Below are 18,213 nucleotides of genomic sequence, written 5' to 3'. Positions count from 1 at the left end.
TGTGTCTGGCCTTTGATCTGGACAAGTACTGCTCCAAATTGCGACAGGACAGACGGAAAACACATCTTTTTCCGCTCAAAAAAGAGTAGATATTTGTGACATCTGAAAAAACACAAAAAGCCGGGCTTCCTCATTGCGGAAAGCTCAGCTTTGCTGCGCCTACTTAAGATGATTTGGAGACTATTTCTCCTAAAATTCTTGAAAAAGTCTCTTCCGATCCTGCTTTTCGCAAAAAGTGGGGGCTGTTGCTCAACTTCCGTTTTGCAACAGCCCCTTTCAGTTTGCGTAATGAAACAGGTAATCGCCGCTCTTCTTATTCCGTGGGCCAAGCAGGAAATTACTCAAGTGAAACGGAAACAGCCGGCCAATCAGCCGAGCAATATGAAATCCGTGCCGCAAAGCGACACACCTTACTTCTTCACTCTTCACTATTTGTTATTCACTTTCAAAAATCCCGAGCGGGGAGCACAAAATCAGTGAAGAGTGAAAAGTGAATGGTAAACAAGGAAAAATCCCGAACGCTTACGCATTCGGGATTTTTGAGTTTGTGGGATGAAATTGATGCCCGAAAAAGCTGTACGCTTCTCTGTGTAACAATCAGCAAAATAACCCCGCCATACAAACTCCTCATGCGTACTTTGTACAGAGGATGACTACCGTAAGTTATTACTAAACTATCGAGATAAGATTTCTCCCCACGCTCTCCGTGCGGAGGGCGACACCGGTGCCCTTGTTCAGTGCATCCACCAGCGTGTATTTCTATCCACGCCCTCCGTGTGGAGGGCGACGGCCGCTATGGTCACCGGCAAGGATGCGTACATATTTCTATCCACGCCCTCCGTGTGGAGGGCGACCGGCCACGCTGATGGCGTCAGTAAGCGCCATCTTATTTCTATCCACGCCCTCCGTGTGGAGGGCGACGAGTGGGAATTGAATGTTTCCACGGGAGAAAAGGAATTTCTATCCACGCCCTCCGTGTGGAGGGCGACAGGTGTACAGTGCAACTGGCTTTTGCGTTGGATATTTCTATCCACGCCCTCCGTGTGGAGGGCGACCGTCCCCGGCGGTTTTGGGCTTCTCGCCCATGGTATTTCTATCCACGTCCTCCGTGTGGAGGGCGACGTGATGGATGTGTACATGTCGTCAAATGCGGATATTTCTATCCACGCCCTCCGTGTGGAGGGCGACAGGCAAACCCGCTTTCCCGTTGCCGTTTCCTCGATATTTCTATCCACGCCCTCCGTGTGGAGGGCGACCCGCTTATTTCGTGAAGCACTGAACACCGAAAACCATTTCTATCCACGCCCTCCGTGTGGAGGGCGACCACCGGGGGCAAATGCGCTGGTGAATTTTGTGTTATTTCTATCCACGCCCTCCGTGTGGAGGGCGACCTGCGGCAAAGACTACGATTCTGCCGACTATATGATTTCTATCCACGCCCTCCGTGTGGAGGGCGACACCTGCCTTGACTGCGGTTCGCCGGTCGATCTGATTTCTATCCACGCCCTCCGTGTGGAGGGCGACATACATTTCTGTGCGGCGTGGTATAATGATTATAATTTCTATCCACGCCCTCCGTGTGGAGGGCGACGATTGCAGGGTGTGGGCATGGGGTATTACTATAGTAATTTCTATCCACGCCCTCCGTGTGGAGGGCGACAAGCTTTACAGTCATGGTTTTACCTCACTTTCCAAATTTCTATCCACGCCCTCCGTGTGGAGGGCGACCGGTGGGACGAGTACAACAACTCTGTCGAAACATTATTTCTATCCACGCCCTCCGTGTGGAGGGCGACCACAAGCCCATGTACCGCGTGCTCTTTGAAGATGATTTCTATCCACGCCCTCCGTGTGGAGGGCGACTTTGCCTTAGCGTTCACGCCGAGCTTTTCAAACTATTTCTATCCACGCCCTCCGTGTGGAGGGCGACTTTTGCAGCCAATTTGAACCGAAAGGCGGTGAAATTTCTATCCACGCCCTCCGTGTGGAGGGCGACTTCTCGGCCTCGGCGAGGATTTCCTGCAGGGTAAGATTTCTATCCACGCCCTCCGTGTGGAGGGCGACGGCTCAGCGAGCATTTCCTCTTTCGCTCTGGCGTAATTTCTATCCACGCCCTCCGTGTGGAGGGCGACCTGCTTCGGCCCTGGCCTGAGCCTGGCGAACTTCCTATTTCTATCCACGCCCTCCGTGTGGAGGGCGACCACGGATTTTGACGTAACCTTGCCGCCCACAATAATTTCTATCCACGCCCTCCGTGTGGAGGGCGACCGGCCAAACAACAACATTGCCGTTTCCTTCGAGATTTCTATCCACGCCCTCCGTGTGGAGGGCGACGGTGCACATACCGCACTCGCCAGCAAATTCTTTCAATTTCTATCCACGCCCTCCGTGTGGAGGGCGACGGGGCTGGGGTCGCCGGTGCCTGCCTGCTGCGTATTTCTATCCACGCCCTCCGTGTGGAGGGCGACGAAGCGTATTACTGTTACAATCGATGAGATCACTATTTCTATCCACGCCCTCCGTGTGGAGGGCGACTCAGTTTCAAATAGTCCGAAAAATTGGTCAAATATAATTTCTATCCACGCCCTCCGTGTGGAGGGCGACGTTGTACTGCAAACAACCAAACAAACAACGACAAAATTTCTATCCACGCCCTCCGTGTGGAGGGCGACTGATTGGTATCAGCGATTGCAAGGTTTACATATTATTTCTATCCACGCCCTCCGTGTGGAGGGCGACCCCTGCCTTTTTGGTATGAATCCATTGAATTTTTTATTTCTATCCACGCCCTCCGTGTGGAGGGCGACGTCTGATTTCCGGTGCCGGATATATGACAAGACGGCATTTCTATCCACGCCCTCCGTGTGGAGGGCGACTTATTGCATTGATGCCGCTCTGGAATGGGAAGCTATTTCTATCCACGCCCTCCGTGTGGAGGGCGACGAGGGCTGTGTTAGTCCTCTACATGATCAAGATGTATTTCTATCCACGCCCTCCGTGTGGAGGGCGACGAGCAGCGTAAATCAAAAAAGAAGTTGCAAATCATTTCTATCCACGCCCTCCGTGTGGAGGGCGACGGAAAAAACTTTAAAAAATCAGGACGGATAGAAAGATTTCTATCCACGCCCTCCGTGTGGAGGGCGACTTGATGATAGGAGAAATAAGCCACGAAAAGAACTTAATTTCTATCCACGCCCTCCGTGTGGAGGGCGACAATTGCTTCAAATGCTCTTTAGGCAATCCACACAATTTCTATCCACGCCCTCCGTGTGGAGGGCGACGAATACGATCACAAATATAATACTGTCTACTTTCAATTTCTATCCACGCCCTCCGTGTGGAGGGCGACCAAACTTTATACGATGTATTTTGCACTTCGATTATTTCTATCCACGCCCTCCGTGTGGAGGGCGACGTCGTGCGGTTGATGGCTTTTATCGGGATCAGAAATTTCTATCCACGCCCTCCGTGTGGAGGGCGACCCATCCTCCCTTAGATGGACATTTTACCTTTTCGATTTCTATCCACGCCCTCCGTGTGGAGGGCGACAGCCGATAATTTAAAAATCACTTTCACTTTCAGCTATTTCTATCCACGCCCTCCGTGTGGAGGGCGACCAAGTGGAGGTGGTTTTTTGAGTGTCAGAAAAGAATTTCTATCCACGCCCTCCGTGTGGAGGGCGACAGGATCACCAGAAACCCACTGACAACCATCACAAGATTTCTATCCACGCCCTCCGTGTGGAGGGCGACGAGCAATGGCTGCAACCATCACTCCTACATATGAATTTCTATCCACGCCCTCCGTGTGGAGGGCGACTGGTGCCGCATGGTTGACCAGACCGAGCGCGACTTCGTATTTCTATCCACGCCCTCCGTGTGGAGGGCGACAGCAAAAGTTCACAAAATATTGTTTCATTTTGCAGCACAAACACGAAAATTTGTCGTTTTGATATTACAAAGCATACTCTCTCCCGTTCTATCAAAACCGTTTCGCGTTCTTTTACATCATTTTTCAGCTATCTTTTAGTGCGAAGCTCCCAGCGTTTTTCTGGTTGCTTCACGTTCGCACCATCTACAACAGCAGCACGTCATCCTGCGACCACTGCGGGCAGCGCCCGATATGCTCCACCTTCTTTTTGTAAGAGTTTCCCAAACAGTAAAAACGCAGGCTATCGCATTCCGGATCAATCAGCTGCGTCAGTTTTGATTTCAAAACCGCATATTGCGCCGCGTCCAGCAAACATTCAAACACCGAATTCTGTACACGCTGCCCATGATCGATACAAGTCTTTGCAACCTTGCGCAGACGTTTGCGTCCGACCGGTGTTTCTGTGTTTACATCATATGTGATCAGCACCAGCATATCACACACCTCTTTTGCTTCATTTCCAGAAAAACGGCGGGTATTCCTCCAGATCGCCGCGCAGTGTACGCGCAAGCAGCACCCCCTGTATATAGGGCACCAGCCCCCATGGCAGCTTTTCACCCAGAAATGGATGCGTGATGGTTTCCTGTTTGCGTTTTTGCCAGGCGGAAAGGAACACCTTGCGTCCTTCGTCCGTCAGCCAAACTGCTCCGCTGTCTTGCCGCTGGCAATGCTTTCCTGTAATGACTTTTTGGTTGATGCAGGACAAAACAAACCGATCAGCGCACACAGGGCGTAGCTCCTCCATCAGATCCAGCGCCAGACTGGTTCTTCCCGGGCGAGGCCGGTGCAAAAATCCAACATATGGGTCCAGCCCAACGCTTTGCAGTGCAGCTGCACACTCCCGGGCGAGCAGCGTATACGCAAAGGAAAGCACTGCGTTTATGGGATCCAGTGGCGGTCGACGGCTGCGGCCGGTAAATGCAAAGTCTGTTCGCTGCTGTAAGATCAGACTGTCAAACCCATCGAAATATCGTTGTGCCGCTTCTCCTTCCAACCCTCGCAGCTCTTTCAATGTACCGCACTCTCGAATTCGCATCAAGGAAGCTGCCAGCTGCGACGAGATTTCTTTCAGCCGTTCCACCGGTACGCGCTGAGGATGGTCACGGGTAGCACGTTCCAACACCCACCGTGCGTTGTAAACTTTTCCCAAGATAAACCCGCACGCATATCGGCAACTAACTGCAGGATTATCCGCAATCCGGTACTGCTGCTGACGAAGCAGCACATTGCCGCGTTCTTCTCCTACAGTGCGAGCCAGAAAGCGGCCATTGGGTGTAAAAAACGCCAGATCAATCCCTCGCTCAGCACAAGCACCCATCAGCGCGGGAGATGCTCCTGCATAGGCAAAGGTGAGTATTCCTTCCAGTGTGTGCAGTGGAAACCGTGCCGCTTCTGTTCCTTTCTGATTCACCACCACGGTTTCACCCTCCAGCGAAAGATAGCTTTCCGGTGTAAGAACAAACAGCGTATTCAGCATCTTTCTCATTTGGCTTCCTCCGTGTTCTGCTCTGCCAGATGAGTACGAATATACTCATTTACAGCATTTTTCCTGCACAGCGCCGGCAGGCAGATCTCTTTCAAAGAACAGGCATTGCAGTGTTTCCCGGGGCGCACCTTCGGCGTATACCCGCGGGCAAAGTACTCGTTCATCTCTGCGGCGGTACGGCGCGTTTTTTCCCGCAGCTCCGGCGTGAACTCCATAAGCTCCCGCCGGCGTGTCTGCGCATAGTACAGTGCACCGCACGGCACGCTGCACACCAGCATTTCCTCCAATGCCATTCCCTGTGCACACAGCTGCAATCGGTCGGCATCACTCTCTTTTGGGGCACCATGTTTGTATTCCACCGGCAGAGGCAACCACAGGCCTTTCTGCCCCTGTAAAGGAACACCTTGCGGATCAAGCGAAAACTCCACCACATCGCACACGCCGGACAGCTTCAGCGTGTGCGATGTTACTCGCATTCCCCGCACAATCAGCAGATTGTTCCGTTTTTCGCGCAGCGTTTCATCGTGGCAGCGCTGATGATCCAGCCTGCCCTTGGCGGTGCGGAGGTTTTCCTGCCATTGCTGCTCCAGATGGATCAGTGCCCATTGGCGGCGGCAGAAACAAAAATGCTGAATACCTGACAGCAACAGATATTCATTTTCCATCATCCCAACCGTTCACAGGTCACTCCACCAGGCAGAGTATCATCCACCGTTACCTGGTAGTCACGATAGCTGCGTGCCACAGCTACCTCCGGCTTGCGCTCAACATGTACCGCATCAAACAGCTTATAAGCAGGTGCATTGCCCAACTCACTGTCATGCCGGAATACGATTAGCTCCCGCACCGCCATTTTACCGCGTGCTGCACTATGGTCATTTTCAAACATGTTCAGAATCGCCTGCCACAGAATCTGCAGATCATCCTCCGAAAATCCGGTTGTTTTGCGGGCCAGATTTGCCGACACATATCCTTCTGCACGATACAGGCCATATGGTACGATGTATTTGCGGCCCATCTCAGTACCCTTGTTCTCGGCATCTGCCTCTGTAGTGATGGCCACACGGGTGATAGTGACCTCCTGCGGCAGAATCGGATCCACACTGCGGGCAAAGCCCAGCTGCACAGGGCCGCGCACCTGCCCACAATCCAGTGCCCCTTTTACAAAGGTAGTCATCACGGCACCGAAGGTACGGATGTCGTAAAAATTGCTGCACATGAAATTGCGAATTTTTTCATCCAGAGTGGGGTCATCCTTTTTGGCCGCTTTCAGGTCTTTATCCACCTTCAAATACTCCAGTGCCTCGGCATCGCTGCGCTGCAGTGGAATCCGATCCTTGATGTAGATCCGATAGCCCGGAGCATCTTCTTTTGCTGTTTCCACATAATTGCGGATCTTGCGTTTTAGGCACACATCGGTCACCAGTCCATACCCGGTTTCGGGATCAATGCGCGGCATATTGCCTGCATCCGGATCTCCGTTGGGATTGCCGTTTTCCACATCGAACAGGATCACAAAGTCGTAGCGATTTTTAATGATTTCAGACATTTTATACTTCCTCCTTTTTGGTGTAACGCTTCTGTGTTTCGTGATAATAGCCGATCTGGAAGGCACTCTGCTCCGGCAGGGTGAGCCGGGCAGGCAGCGTTTGTGTGATACGGGAATTCAGCTCCGTGATCTTGCGGTTATAGTGTATGACTAACCCTTTATCCAGCTTTGCCAGATGCTTTTGAGCCAGATTGATCAGCAGTGGAAATACTGTTGCGGGCGTTGCCGAAGCAGAATTGAAATAACGATTCTTGATGGTCGTATTGATTCCCGGATTGGCCCGTTGCTGAACGTCCTCCAATACCGCAAATAGCCGCCCCAGCAGATACGGCAGATAGTTGCTTTGTTCATTCAGTTCCACAGTCATGACCTCCTTCAGTTGTTCGTCTTTCGAGTTACGCAGATACCAAGCTTTTAAAATTGCAGCCCGGCCGCGCGTAATCTCTCTCTCGGCACGAATACGCAGCACCACGCCGTCCAACAGGGTAGCCGGATAAGGCGTTCCATTCAAAATCGCCAACAAAAGATCTCCCGCCAGCCGCGGGTTCGGCTCCGGATTGCGGGCATTCTGATTCACCGTTTCCCGCAGCAGCCGCCAGACCGGCAGCGTGGGAAATTTGTCAAATGAGGGCCGCGTAATTTCCAGATCCCGGTAATGTTTTGTCACGTTTTGAATCAGCGCTCCAAAGCTGTTCTGCCAGAAGAATCGCACCGAAAGACGTGCGGCATTGGGTGCAATCCCCAGAACATAAAAATGTGTATCCGGCGAAAGTTTCTGCTGCTGCCAGTCCACTGGTTCTCCTTCCGCCAAGCGGATCATCGTACTCTGAATGTCACGTTCATCCATATTGTCATCATACAGCGCTGCCATCATGAAATCCTGATAGACGGGTTGTCCACCCGCTGCCCAGCAGACGATGGTGGTATCGCCTACGCGGCGTGTGTGCTCCCGGTCGGCAATAAGGGTATTGAGCGCTGTGGTATAAGCAAAAGACACATATTCACCGGTCGGGGCATTGTCCCCTTGTTCGTGCTCATACGAGCAGAAAGCCGGTGCATTGAAAGACACCAGCGCCGCACCGGCGGTCTGTGCGCCCACCACTCCCTTGATATTGGGGTGCAGGCGAGCAGTCGGTTCGTGCTTACCGGTAACAAGACACAGCGCATTTTCTGCATTCCCACTTTGTTCGTTGGCAAGCTGCCAGCTTTCCCGCACCTGCGCATCTTCCGTCACAGGACCTCCCCGGTACCAGAACAAAAGATTACCGCCCTTCATCACCTCATCCCACTCCTCTTTCAGCGCCGGGTGATCTTTTGCGGTCTGTGAGTCCCAATGTTCATAAAATGCGAGCACAGCACACGCGGCCGGGCTCTGGGCCTCCTTCAGAATCTGCTCATGCAGCGTGCGGGAAGCTGCGAAGCATTCTGCAGTACGTTCCGGCTTTCCCTTTGTGTCAACCCCAAGAAGATAACCGGATGTATCACACAGAAAATTGGCTGCCACACCGGATGACCGCTTGACCGGCTGCGGCACCTCTCGCTCCTGTGGAATCAGTACCGTTTTCTTTCCCCGCTGCACTTCCTGCTGCAGATGCAGCAATCCCAGCAGCTCGCCATTGTCACCAAGTTCCAGTGCCCACGATACCTTTGCTTTCGCCCAACCCGGGCGCGCAATTTTCCCAAGAGCCAGCAAATCCTCATAATAATCTGTCAAAGCCTGCAGGATCATCGAAGCACCTCACAATCCGCCACATTCATAACGCCTTGCTTCAGACTTGCTCGGAAATACGTCGGCGTGATGTTCTTCGGATCCGAGTAATCAAAGTCATACAGCATCAACCCCAGATCCCGCGTCTCTTCGATTGTGGGGATTGCACCGCCGGGCCAGCGGCGGAACTTTGCCGAAAACTCTCTGCACCCAAAGTAGGGAGTGTGATAGCATTGCCCCCGCTCCATGCGCCGGGTCACGATATCCTGAAATTTTCCCGGATTATCACCGGGCGCAGCACGGTCTGTCATCGTAAAATGCGCCTCAATTACATAATGTACATCCTGTAACACCAGCGATGCCCTCTGCACAATCTCCTGAGGCGAAGCCAGATACAGTGGCTGTCCACTTCCCTGTGCCGCAGCGCGGGCTGCTGTGGCAAGAACCTTACTTTTTACCTCGTTGCGGCGTATACTGACAAAACGAATGGGATTAAGTACATAAATCCGGTCGATATGCCATTGCAGACCGGGGTGGTAGTAAACCGCCTCCACCAGTCCGCGCGCCGCCGAGGGCGTGGGCACGTCATAGGACATTCGCTCAACCTTCAATTCAGGGCGGGAAAAGAGCGCATAGTCGCCCCAGACTTCCAATTGGATCATCCAACATTCCTCCTTACTATCGATTTCACAAGACTCATGCTTTTATATCATCCAAGCTTTCCCTGTTTCCACGTCCAGAGCGAGTCCGGTCTCACGATTGTACAGGGTAGTATCCGTCAGCACCCAGTCTTCCCCATCCAGCATTTCCACCGCACCGGCCGCATGCAGCGCCGCAAGATGTTCAGGATACACCGTGACGCCGTATTGGCCCAATTTGCGATACAAAGAACGGTTACCATTTCCCTCCCACAGAGCTGCGAGCAGTTCCTGGTTCTCTTCTGTTGGTATATATACTGTCACCGCGCAGGATTCGATCAGACGGAATCGTTCCGCAGCAGTCGCAAAGGGAAGCATACGCCCTTCCATTGTTTCATTGAAGCCCTTCAAAATTTGTTTCTGATCCAGCGCGTCTTCTCCCTTTACCGCATACAAAAGGGAAAAATATGCTTCGATTGCCTGCGGCTGTGAGACATCTTCAAAGTTGCGCCACACACTGCGCGCTGCGTCTGCATTTTGACGAATGATCTGTGGAACCGGCTGACCACTCAGCCGAAAAACAGTAACCACACTATCCGCCACCGGATGTTTTCCCTCCCGATTGCACCGTCCTGCCGTTTGCAAAACCGAATCCAGCCCTGCTTCCTCCCGCCATGCCACCGGAAAATCCACATCCACACCGGCCTCGATCAACGAAGTGGACACAACACGGCAGAGCAGCCCTTTTTGTAAGCGAGTGCGAATCTCCCGCAGCAGACGTTTGCGGTCATCTGCACAAAGAAGTGTTGTCAGGCAGTAGCTTCCATCGGCAGGCAAACTACTGTACAGCCGCTGTGCCGTTGCCCGACGATTCACCACACACAGCACCTGCTGTGCCTGGCCCAATTTCTCTGCCAGCTGTTCTTCTGTGAGTTCTCCTTCATTGCGAAGATTTGTACGGTGAAAGAAATGGTACAAGCCGGCTGTATCGTTACAAATCTCCCGTAGTGTCAATCCCGGAGCCAGTTCCCGGAACAATGGTTCCAACGCCGGTTGCGTGGCTGTGCATAAAACAGCGCTGGCCCCATAATAACGCACCAGTTGCCCAATAGCCGCCACACAGGGGCGCAGATAAGCCAGTGGAAGCGTCTGCGCCTCATCAAACACAATCACACTATCAGCCAGATTGTGCAGCTTGCGGCAGCGGGAAGAACGGTTAGCAAACAGCGATTCAAAAAACTGTACTGCGGTCGTAACGATCACCGGCGCATCCCAGTTTTCCGTCGCAAGCACCTTACGGTAAGTATCCGGGTCTGATTGGCTTTCCTCCATCACCGCATCACTGCCCGAATGATGTTCCAACACATTTTCCTCGCCTAAAATGTTGGTAAACACCTCAGCAGTCTGGTCGATGATAGACGTATAAGGAATCACATAAACGATCCGTCGTTTTCCATGTGCCACCGCATGAGACAGCGAGAAGGCCAGCGATGAGACGGTCTTTCCTCCGCCTGTGGGTACCGTCAAGGTAAAAAGTCCCGGCTGCTCCGTCACGCCTTTTTCAAAACAGGCGCGAAGAATTTCACATCGCTTTTTGTTCAGTTCATTTTTTGCATCCCACCAGGGAGCAACATATTCCTGCAATCGATCGAGCAATTGTTCCGGCGGCTGAGTTCCCCCGCGCGGTGCAGGGCCTCCATTCATAAAGGTCTCTGTATCCAGATAATCCGCGTCCACCAGACAGGAATACAGCATTCTCGTATAAAAAGCAGTGGAAAAGCCATCCGGAAAGTGTTTTCTTTTCGTCGTATCCGGAAGTTTTATCTCCTGCTTCCATCCACTATAATCAGGAATTGCAGTTTTCTTGATACGGCCAAATAAGGTAGAGCTTTCTGTATCACTTTTGGCTCCGCCATCCGGCAAGCCGCCATGGTGTCCTGCCACTGCAAAAGCCACCTCCAGCTGCCTCATGGAAAAGGCCTCCTGCGCACCGGCAGTGGAATGATCTGTTTTTTCCCCACCAGCCAGTCGTTTTTGGAACGCATCGCTGTATTTTCCGATATCGTGCAGCATTCCCGCCAGATACGCCTGTGCCGCAGCACCAAAGGGTTCTGCAAAACCGGAAGCCAGATTTGCCGTTCCATTCAAATGTTCCAAAACCGTTTGCTGGCGTAACCCATCCTCGGAAACATGTGCCAATCTGTGGGATTCAGCCATGGAGTTCATGTTTTCACCTCCGCATTCGACTGTAACTCTTTTCTAAAGTATAACACGCTGAATGTCCAATAGTACGGATTGATTTTCTGAATTTCCCATTTGATTTTGCTTTCGTAAATCTTTTAAAATTATAACCTGCTCCTGAATATTCCGTTAAAATAAGCAAAAGTGTAGTTTTCGGCACAATGCTAAACCGAAAACTACGCTTTTGTTTAAGATTCTCTCATCGCGGAGAGCGACGTATGGGCAGCGGTACAACCAAGGTAGCCTGCCGATTTCTATCCACGCTCTCCTCGCGGAGAGCGACTGCAGGGCTACCCGGACGGGTGGACGGACATTGGGATTTCTATCCACGCTCTCCTCGCGGAGAGCGACGACAGCAGCACCCCCAGGGAGGAAAAGGTGCTAGAGATTTCTATCCACGCTCTCCTCGCGGAGAGCGACTTGGGCATGTTTTGCAAAGGCTCAATGGATTCAACATTTCTATCCACGCTCTCCTCGCGGAGAGCGACTTCAAGCCTGCGGTAGATTTCCTTTCGGCTATCAATTTCTATCCACGCTCTCCTCGCGGAGAGCGACTGCTGCTTGCCCTTGAACACGGTGTTGTCCTGGATATTTCTATCCACGCTCTCCTCGCGGAGAGCGACACAGGTCGGATCTTTAAAAAGATTCCTTTTATTGGTATTCAATACACGCTCTCCTCGCGGAGAGCGACACAGGTCGGGGCCGTCATTCACCGGTGCCCACGAATTTCTATCCACGCTCTCCTCGCGGAGAGCGACCGGCATAAAGCCGACCTATTATGCTCAATAAAGATTTCTATCCACGCTCTCCTCGCGGAGAGCGACGTAAAAAGGCTGTTGAGATTACCATGAAAGTTTGATTTCTATCCACGCTCTCCTCGCGGAGAGCGACAAAGTGGTATAAGGACGGGAAGCGGATTATTCACATTTCTATCCACGCTCTCCTCGCGGAGAGCGACGCGTTTCGGATACCATGGTCTTTGTGACCGGCAAATTTCTATCCACGCTCTCCTCGCGGAGAGCGACGAGCTTGCTAAGCACTCCCACAAGATGTACTGGTCATTTCTATCCACGCTCTCCTCGCGGAGAGCGACAGGGTTCATCCGGAGAAAAAGACGATGCAGGGAAAAAATTTCTATCCACGCTCTCCTCGCGGAGAGCGACGGATCACCAGAAACCCACTGACAACCATCACAAGATTTCTATCCACGCTCTCCTCGCGGAGAGCGACTGGGCCAATTGTTTCTATAGTATCAAGTTAAGAATTTCTATCCACGCTCTCCTCGCGGAGAGCGACGGTTGGGCCAATTGTTTCTATAGTATCAAGTTAAGAATTTCTATCCACGCTCTCCTCGCGGAGAGCGACGGAGCAATGGCTGCAACCATCACTCCTACATATGAATTTCTATCCACGCTCTCCTCGCGGAGAGCGACACAAAATATTCAGAGGGCTAGGAATACTATTTTTATTTCTATCCACGCTCTCCTCGCGGAGAGCGACAGCAAAAAGCAACAAAAGATCGGTTCTTTTGTTGCAGAACTTGCTATATTACCATTACAATACGCGCTTTCTCTAGATTTGTCAAAATATTTTCGCCGTTATAGTTCTGTTTTTGAAAAACTTTTTGGTGCGAAGGTTCCTGAATTTTAATGTTTTCTTCATACTCGCACTAAAACAACTTACAATTTTTCTTCCTTATGGGAAACATCTACACTTTGATTTCTCAACCTGTAGATTTCAACTTGTGTTTGCATAATGAAATTGGTGCTCGCTCCCCCCTCCTGAGCCCGTAGAGTGGGGAGAAGGAGAAATGGCGGAGCGGTATGAGAAAAGCCCAGTCAAGTGGCTGGGCTTTTTGAATGGAGCGCAGTCCATTCCGATGTGAGTTTGTGTGATGAAATTGACATCCTGCCATTCCAGGCCCATAGGACAAAAGCGAACCTGACAATATAAAATCCGTGCCGCAAAGCGACACACCTTACTTCTTCACTCTTCACTATTCTCTATTCACTTCTAAAAATCCCGAGCGGGGAGCACAAAATCAGTGAAGAGTGAAAAGTGAATGGTGAATAAGGAAAAATCCCGAACGCTCTCGCATTCGGGATTTTTGCGTTTGCGTGATGAAATTGATGCCTGCTCCCCTCCTTGGCCCGTAGGGCGGGGTCCCCACGAAAGTTTGCACAGCAAAGTTTTGTGGGGAAAAGGAGGAATGACGGAGCGGTATGAGAAAAGCCCAGCCAAACGGCTGGGCTTTTTGAATGGAGCGTAGTCCATTCCGACGTGAGTTTGCGTGATGAAATTGATACCCTTTCAATTCATAGAAGACATGCCACAATTATGCTTGATTGCGGAAATAAGATTACTGCTTAAATTTAAACTCCACTCATCAACTGACTTAGCAGGCACTTTTTTATTTAGAAGAAACAAGCGCCATCATAAATAATATAGTCAATCGAAAGTTGAAGCTAAAATTTCAAACGTTTTGTACCTACCAGTTCACTTTAAATAACGCATCGATTTCACAGTGTAATCGTGTCAAATCTTCGCGTTTTTTTACTGACTATTTATTCCAGTCACGTTTCGATCCTAGGACCGTTTAAATTGTCATCGTATTTTCATTCCTCATTGCCACTAGTATGGAGAACATCAATTATCGACATACGAATTCTCTACCTCTACATAGTCTTTGCAGGGATAATAAAAATATGGTGATTGACCGTATAAATTGTCAATCGCACATTCCATAGCTTTTTCAATATCCTTTTTAAATTTTCCAATTTCAATCTGATCCAAAGAAAATTTATAAGAAAAATCCTTTACTGAATTATTCCCATAGCGAATAGAAATACGGAGCACATATTGGGAAACCTTCCAGTAAAAGCTTTCCAAAAGTTCTTCTTTGGCACTTTGATAGTCAGGCGTTTCTTTAAGAGCCTGTCGTGCGCATTCTAATGGAATGGTAGGATTAGCAATTGATTGTGCTTTTACAGCCAAGGAGTTATGTATTTCTGCCAGATGATTCAAAAAAGAATCATCTATATTGCAAAATTCCACAAAAACAGGAGAAAGATCATTTGCCTTCACCTTAAATGGATGAGCGGTTTCTGTTGTTGTAACAATATTTCCAGCAATACTTTGATAGACCGGAGGAGTAAAAGAGCTCCAATCCATTTTTAACTCAGCATTATCGCACAGTCGAATAATTTTTGCAGAGATATCCTTAATCACCGTATCCTGATTTTTTGCCTCTATTACTCCACCAATTTGCACATATGCACCGCTACGATTATAGAAAAGTTTTATTTTTCCTGATGGAATAAGAGTTATTTTGAGTTTTCTAAATATTATATTCCATAATTTAATTACCCACGGTTGCAAAAGTGCAATTACCGCAACAATGGCGGTAATAATTTCATAGATTGTCATTGAATTTGTTTCTTTCGGCATATTATTTCTCCTTGTTTTTCCACCACATTTTCAACCTGTTTATTTTTTGTATTCATCGCTAAGAGCGTTCACTTAAGTTCAGGAATCAAATTCAGTTGCTTTCGTATTTTTTGCATATGTCTTCTCATCACAATATCTACTGTTTCTTCGCCAAACTTTTCTTTTGCTTCCGCAACATAATCAAAAAAGTTTCCGTATCCCAGCTTTTCTTCGGTGGGTCTCTCTTCTTTTCTTGCTAAAGCCTTTTGATACCTACGACTTCCTTTGTAAGAATACTTCTTATAAAGATTTTTTCCACTGATACGCTTATTTTGAGAGCTATACCCTTGATTATTTATAATCGTCCTAAGCTTTCTATACAACTTGTTGTAGTATTTTGAAATTGTCTTATCTCTTATCCGAACGCACTTTCCATCAAATGAAAACCCTAGAAACTCGATAATATTCTTACCCTGTTTCTCCTGCTCAATAAATTGATTCGTGCAGTTTGTTACTGTTTGATTAGAACAATAAAAAATATTTGTTTTGGATGCTTCGAAGACAAGATTGGGGACAAGACTCAGAATTTCCTTGATAATATTATAATGATCTTTGCCATCTTCTCCCGCTTCAGTATCCGGTATGATTACAATAAAATCGTCACTATAGCGCATATACATACCGCCTAACGAAGAAGTGTATTCGTGTATCTGTTTATCTGCTATAAGCATATATACATTTGCAAGAGCTGCACTTATTGGAGAGCCTTGTGGCACTCCATATTTACAATTCGGATTAGCGTGAACGATTCCTTTATTTGCTCTGAACAATTTTGTTGACAAGGCTCTTTTCCTTGAGCGCTTATTAAATTCTCTTCGTCCTTCCCGAGTATCTTCAAGTCCATTCAACTCAAGCAAATCTTTCAATTCAACGTATGAAAATCTTGTAACATTTTTATACACAGCATACCAATCATCGGTAAGTCTATCAACAGCCAGCAAATCACATAATCTTTCCTTCAAGTATGCATGATCCAAATTATCGAAAAAATTGGTAAAATCACCAATCATAACATAGCATGGACCTATACTGCGTATAAACTGAAATGCTCTTTTCGAAAAATCAATATTATTCTTTTTTAAATCTGTCCTATATGCAATCGCTACATTGTCGATTCCAATTTCTTTTACTCGCAGATTGTACTTTTCATTTATCAAGTAAGCATAGTAGCGGTAAATCCAGGAATCCAAATGAGCCGCATAATATATTTCCCGTTTCTTGGGCGCAACGCTCTTCCCTTTCTTTACCTTTCTGTTTTTAATAGTATAATGTATAAATGGATAAAAGCCATGGTGGCAAACTTTTTGCGGAGAAGAAATATATCCTAAACAACTCTTAAGCGAAACTCTTGGATCGAAATGAGTATATTGAGAAGTATGCTTTTGCAGTTGCGTCTTTTTCCACTCTTCGACATTCACATTATAACCCCCATATAACGCAATACCCGTCAGTACGGCGGATGGCATTCCTCAACTGACGGGTATACTTTTTAACTTGGCATTATACTTAGCAAACACATTGCCGGGTTAATACCAGCCATCCTTGGGTTCGCTAATGTTCAATCATGTTATAATTGAACGTAAGGAGCGTATCAATATGCTACTGTATCTCATTACCGTCACCGTGGCCACGTGGCCGCTCTGGATCTCTGACACACAGTTCCTTGACAAAGTTCTTACGAATGTTTGCTCAGGACTATTGACAACAATCCTCGTCCTCCAAATCTACATTTGGAGCTTCTTTATTATAAATTAATATCAGATATATGTCAAATATTTCCTCTTCATATGGCATTTCATATTTTCAAAATTGAAGCTCACTTAATCACGATTCTAAATTCCTATATTTTCTATGTACCCAGTGGAGCACTCAATGATATTTACTGGTAAATTTTCCGTAACTCACCTTTAGACTTCGACCCCTGCCCACCTCTTGATACTTCGACAATCAATCTTTTTCTGGATTCTAGTGAAATATTTTTCGTGAAATGATTGCTAGATGATTATCGTTGACATAATGACGTGTCCATTCACCATTATTCTTCTTTATCCCTACGCGCTTTTTTCCTCTCTTGAACTTTTTTGAATATTTCTTTATCAACAATTGCCTCATGCGCATTCTCCACGAAAAACATGCTGAAAGCACCATCGTTCTTTTCCTGCTTACCCGTTAAAAAATCAGGTGTATAGGTTTTCTGCATCAGCACATTACCAATGTACTTTTCATTGCTTAGTATACGGTCGATGGTTGATGTGCTCCAAACAGCTTTCCCTGTTGCTGTCTTTACTCCATGTTCCTCCAGATACCGCTTGATTTTTCGCACACCATACCCCTACAAATATAAGTCAAAGATTTTCCGCACGATCTCCGCCTCTTCGGGAACAACAACTAACACCCCATCTGAGCCCTTTGTATAGCCAAGAAACTGAGTGTGGTTGAGAATTGTCTTCCCGCTGCGCATCCGTGCTCGAATCCCAAATTTGATATTCTCACTTTTGCTACAGCTTTCTTCCTGAGCCATAGCCAGAAAAATGCTGAGCGCACTGTCGTTCACCTTTCTGGTATCAATATTTTCCATTTCGGCATACACACCAATATCCATTTGCTTCCACTCCCTTATCTGCGCCAAGGTTTCGACCGTATTACGTCCAAACCGGCTCAATGATTTCACTAAAACCAAGTCAAACAAGCCTTTTTTACCGTCCAGGATCATCTGCCGATAACCAGGCCTGTTTTTCGTTCTCAAAGCAGAACCAACATCAGAATAGATTTTCACCAAGCTCCAGTTTGGATTCTCCCTAATAACGGTTTCAAAGTAAGATTTCTGGATTTCAAGACTTTCCAGCTGTTCTGGATTCTTCGTGCTGACTCGACAGTAAGCTGCAACCCGCAATTTTTCTTTCTTGTGAGAAAAAGCGCTCATTTCCGGCCTCATAAAAATTCCTCCATGCTAGAAGTATAGCATGGAGGAATTTTGACTATATGAGAGCATAAGAAAAAAGCTACACTTTGATTTCTCAAAATGTAGCTTTTAACATGGTGCCGGTGGTGGGACTTGAACCCACACGGTGTTGCCACCAACGGATTTTGAGTCCGCATCGTCTGCCATTCCGACACACCGGCTTATTTGTAACAGGGTTTATTATACTATACCGGGCCTGAAAATGCAAGCACT

At 48.3% G+C, this 18,213-nt stretch carries 12 protein-coding genes, 1 tRNA gene and 2 CRISPR repeat arrays; of the genes, 1 reads left to right on the top strand and 12 read right to left on the bottom strand.

Features of this window, described 5'->3' with window-relative positions; genetic code table 11:
• The first annotated feature begins 173 nt into the window (after window positions 1-173).
• Window positions 174-494 (top strand): hypothetical protein, encoded by a 321-nt coding sequence (locus tag EDD77_RS03525; protein WP_132587309.1) that lies wholly within the window; start codon window positions 174-176, stop codon window positions 492-494.
• Window positions 495-687: 193 nt separating this feature from the next.
• A CRISPR array of direct repeats spans window positions 688-3,890; the repeat unit is 33 nt; unit sequence ATTTCTATCCACGCCCTCCGTGTGGAGGGCGAC.
• A 184-nt stretch (window positions 3,891-4,074) separates the two neighbouring features.
• Here EDD77_RS03525 and cas2 read toward each other — a convergent pair.
• The 12 genes from cas2 to EDD77_RS03470 all read right to left on the bottom strand — a co-directional run bounded on the left by cas2 (window position 4,075) and on the right by EDD77_RS03470 (window position 18,161).
• Window positions 4,075-4,365, bottom strand: a complete 291-nt coding sequence (gene cas2 / locus EDD77_RS03520) for a CRISPR-associated endonuclease Cas2 (protein ID WP_058965945.1) — start codon at window positions 4,363-4,365, stop codon at window positions 4,075-4,077.
• Window positions 4,366-4,384: 19 nt separating this feature from the next.
• Complete coding sequence (gene cas1c, locus EDD77_RS03515; RefSeq protein WP_058965943.1) at window positions 4,385-5,416, bottom strand: type I-C CRISPR-associated endonuclease Cas1c; 1,032 nt, start codon at window positions 5,414-5,416, stop codon at window positions 4,385-4,387.
• Window positions 5,413-6,084 (bottom strand): CRISPR-associated protein Cas4, encoded by a 672-nt coding sequence (gene cas4 / locus EDD77_RS03510; RefSeq protein ID WP_058965941.1) that lies wholly within the window; start codon window positions 6,082-6,084, stop codon window positions 5,413-5,415. Before cas4 ends, cas1c begins: the two co-directional genes overlap by 4 nt.
• Window positions 6,081-6,965, bottom strand: coding sequence for a type I-C CRISPR-associated protein Cas7/Csd2 (cas7c, locus tag EDD77_RS03505; RefSeq protein ID WP_058965939.1), 885 nt, complete (start codon window positions 6,963-6,965; stop codon window positions 6,081-6,083). Before cas7c ends, cas4 begins: the two co-directional genes overlap by 4 nt.
• A gap of 1 nt (window position 6,966) precedes the next feature.
• Entirely contained in the window at window positions 6,967-8,694 is a 1,728-nt protein-coding gene (gene cas8c / locus EDD77_RS03500) for a type I-C CRISPR-associated protein Cas8c/Csd1 (RefSeq protein WP_058965937.1), read from the bottom strand.
• Window positions 8,691-9,335, bottom strand: a complete 645-nt coding sequence (gene cas5c, locus EDD77_RS03495) for a type I-C CRISPR-associated protein Cas5c (protein WP_058965935.1) — start codon at window positions 9,333-9,335, stop codon at window positions 8,691-8,693. The genes cas8c and cas5c overlap by 4 nt, the downstream gene beginning before the upstream one ends.
• 42 nt (window positions 9,336-9,377) lie before the next feature.
• Entirely contained in the window at window positions 9,378-11,537 is a 2,160-nt protein-coding gene (locus EDD77_RS03490; RefSeq protein ID WP_242868448.1) for a CRISPR-associated endonuclease Cas3'', read from the bottom strand.
• A gap of 265 nt (window positions 11,538-11,802) precedes the next feature.
• Window positions 11,803-13,052: a CRISPR direct-repeat array (repeat unit 33 nt; unit sequence ATTTCTATCCACGCTCTCCTCGCGGAGAGCGAC).
• A 1,146-nt stretch (window positions 13,053-14,198) separates the two neighbouring features.
• Window positions 14,199-14,999, bottom strand: coding sequence for a hypothetical protein (locus EDD77_RS03485; protein WP_058965933.1), 801 nt, complete (start codon window positions 14,997-14,999; stop codon window positions 14,199-14,201).
• A gap of 68 nt (window positions 15,000-15,067) precedes the next feature.
• A complete protein-coding gene (locus tag EDD77_RS03480) occupies window positions 15,068-16,456 on the bottom strand; it encodes a reverse transcriptase domain-containing protein (RefSeq protein WP_058965932.1) in 1,389 nt (462 codons plus the stop codon).
• Between the two features lie 617 nt (window positions 16,457-17,073).
• Window positions 17,074-17,361: a recombinase family protein gene (locus tag EDD77_RS18415; RefSeq protein WP_242868445.1), complete on the bottom strand. Its 288-nt coding sequence runs from the start codon at window positions 17,359-17,361 to the stop codon at window positions 17,074-17,076.
• Window positions 17,362-17,370: 9 nt separating this feature from the next.
• Window positions 17,371-17,973, bottom strand: a complete 603-nt coding sequence (locus EDD77_RS03475; RefSeq protein WP_242868444.1) for a recombinase family protein — start codon at window positions 17,971-17,973, stop codon at window positions 17,371-17,373.
• A gap of 102 nt (window positions 17,974-18,075) precedes the next feature.
• Window positions 18,076-18,161 (bottom strand) — tRNA-Leu (locus EDD77_RS03470).
• Window positions 18,162-18,213: the final 52 nt, after the last annotated feature.

Origin of the sequence: Allofournierella massiliensis (assembly GCF_004345265.1) — a bacterium.
Taxonomy (GTDB): Bacteria; Bacillota; Clostridia; order Oscillospirales; family Ruminococcaceae; genus Allofournierella; species Allofournierella massiliensis.
The sequence above is the reverse complement of the archived record's forward strand: the minus strand, read 5'-3'. Positions and strand labels throughout refer to the sequence as shown.

What these genes read in the sequence shown, in the direction of transcription:
- cas2 (WP_058965945.1), bottom strand. Translation starts at nt 4,365, where the DNA reads ATGCTGGTGCTGATCACATATGATGTAAACACAGAAACACCGGTCGGA.
- cas1c (WP_058965943.1), bottom strand. Translation starts at nt 5,416, where the DNA reads ATGAGAAAGATGCTGAATACGCTGTTTGTTCTTACACCGGAAAGCTAT.
- cas4 (WP_058965941.1), bottom strand. Translation starts at nt 6,084, where the DNA reads ATGATGGAAAATGAATATCTGTTGCTGTCAGGTATTCAGCATTTTTGT.
- cas7c (WP_058965939.1), bottom strand. Translation starts at nt 6,965, where the DNA reads ATGTCTGAAATCATTAAAAATCGCTACGACTTTGTGATCCTGTTCGAT.
- cas8c (WP_058965937.1), bottom strand. Translation starts at nt 8,694, where the DNA reads ATGATCCTGCAGGCTTTGACAGATTATTATGAGGATTTGCTGGCTCTT.
- cas5c (WP_058965935.1), bottom strand. Translation starts at nt 9,335, where the DNA reads ATGATCCAATTGGAAGTCTGGGGCGACTATGCGCTCTTTTCCCGCCCT.
- EDD77_RS03490 (WP_242868448.1), bottom strand. Translation starts at nt 11,537, where the DNA reads ATGAACTCCATGGCTGAATCCCACAGATTGGCACATGTTTCCGAGGAT.
- EDD77_RS03485 (WP_058965933.1), bottom strand. Translation starts at nt 14,999, where the DNA reads ATGCCGAAAGAAACAAATTCAATGACAATCTATGAAATTATTACCGCC.
- EDD77_RS03475 (WP_242868444.1), bottom strand. Translation starts at nt 17,973, where the DNA reads ATGAGGCCGGAAATGAGCGCTTTTTCTCACAAGAAAGAAAAATTGCGG.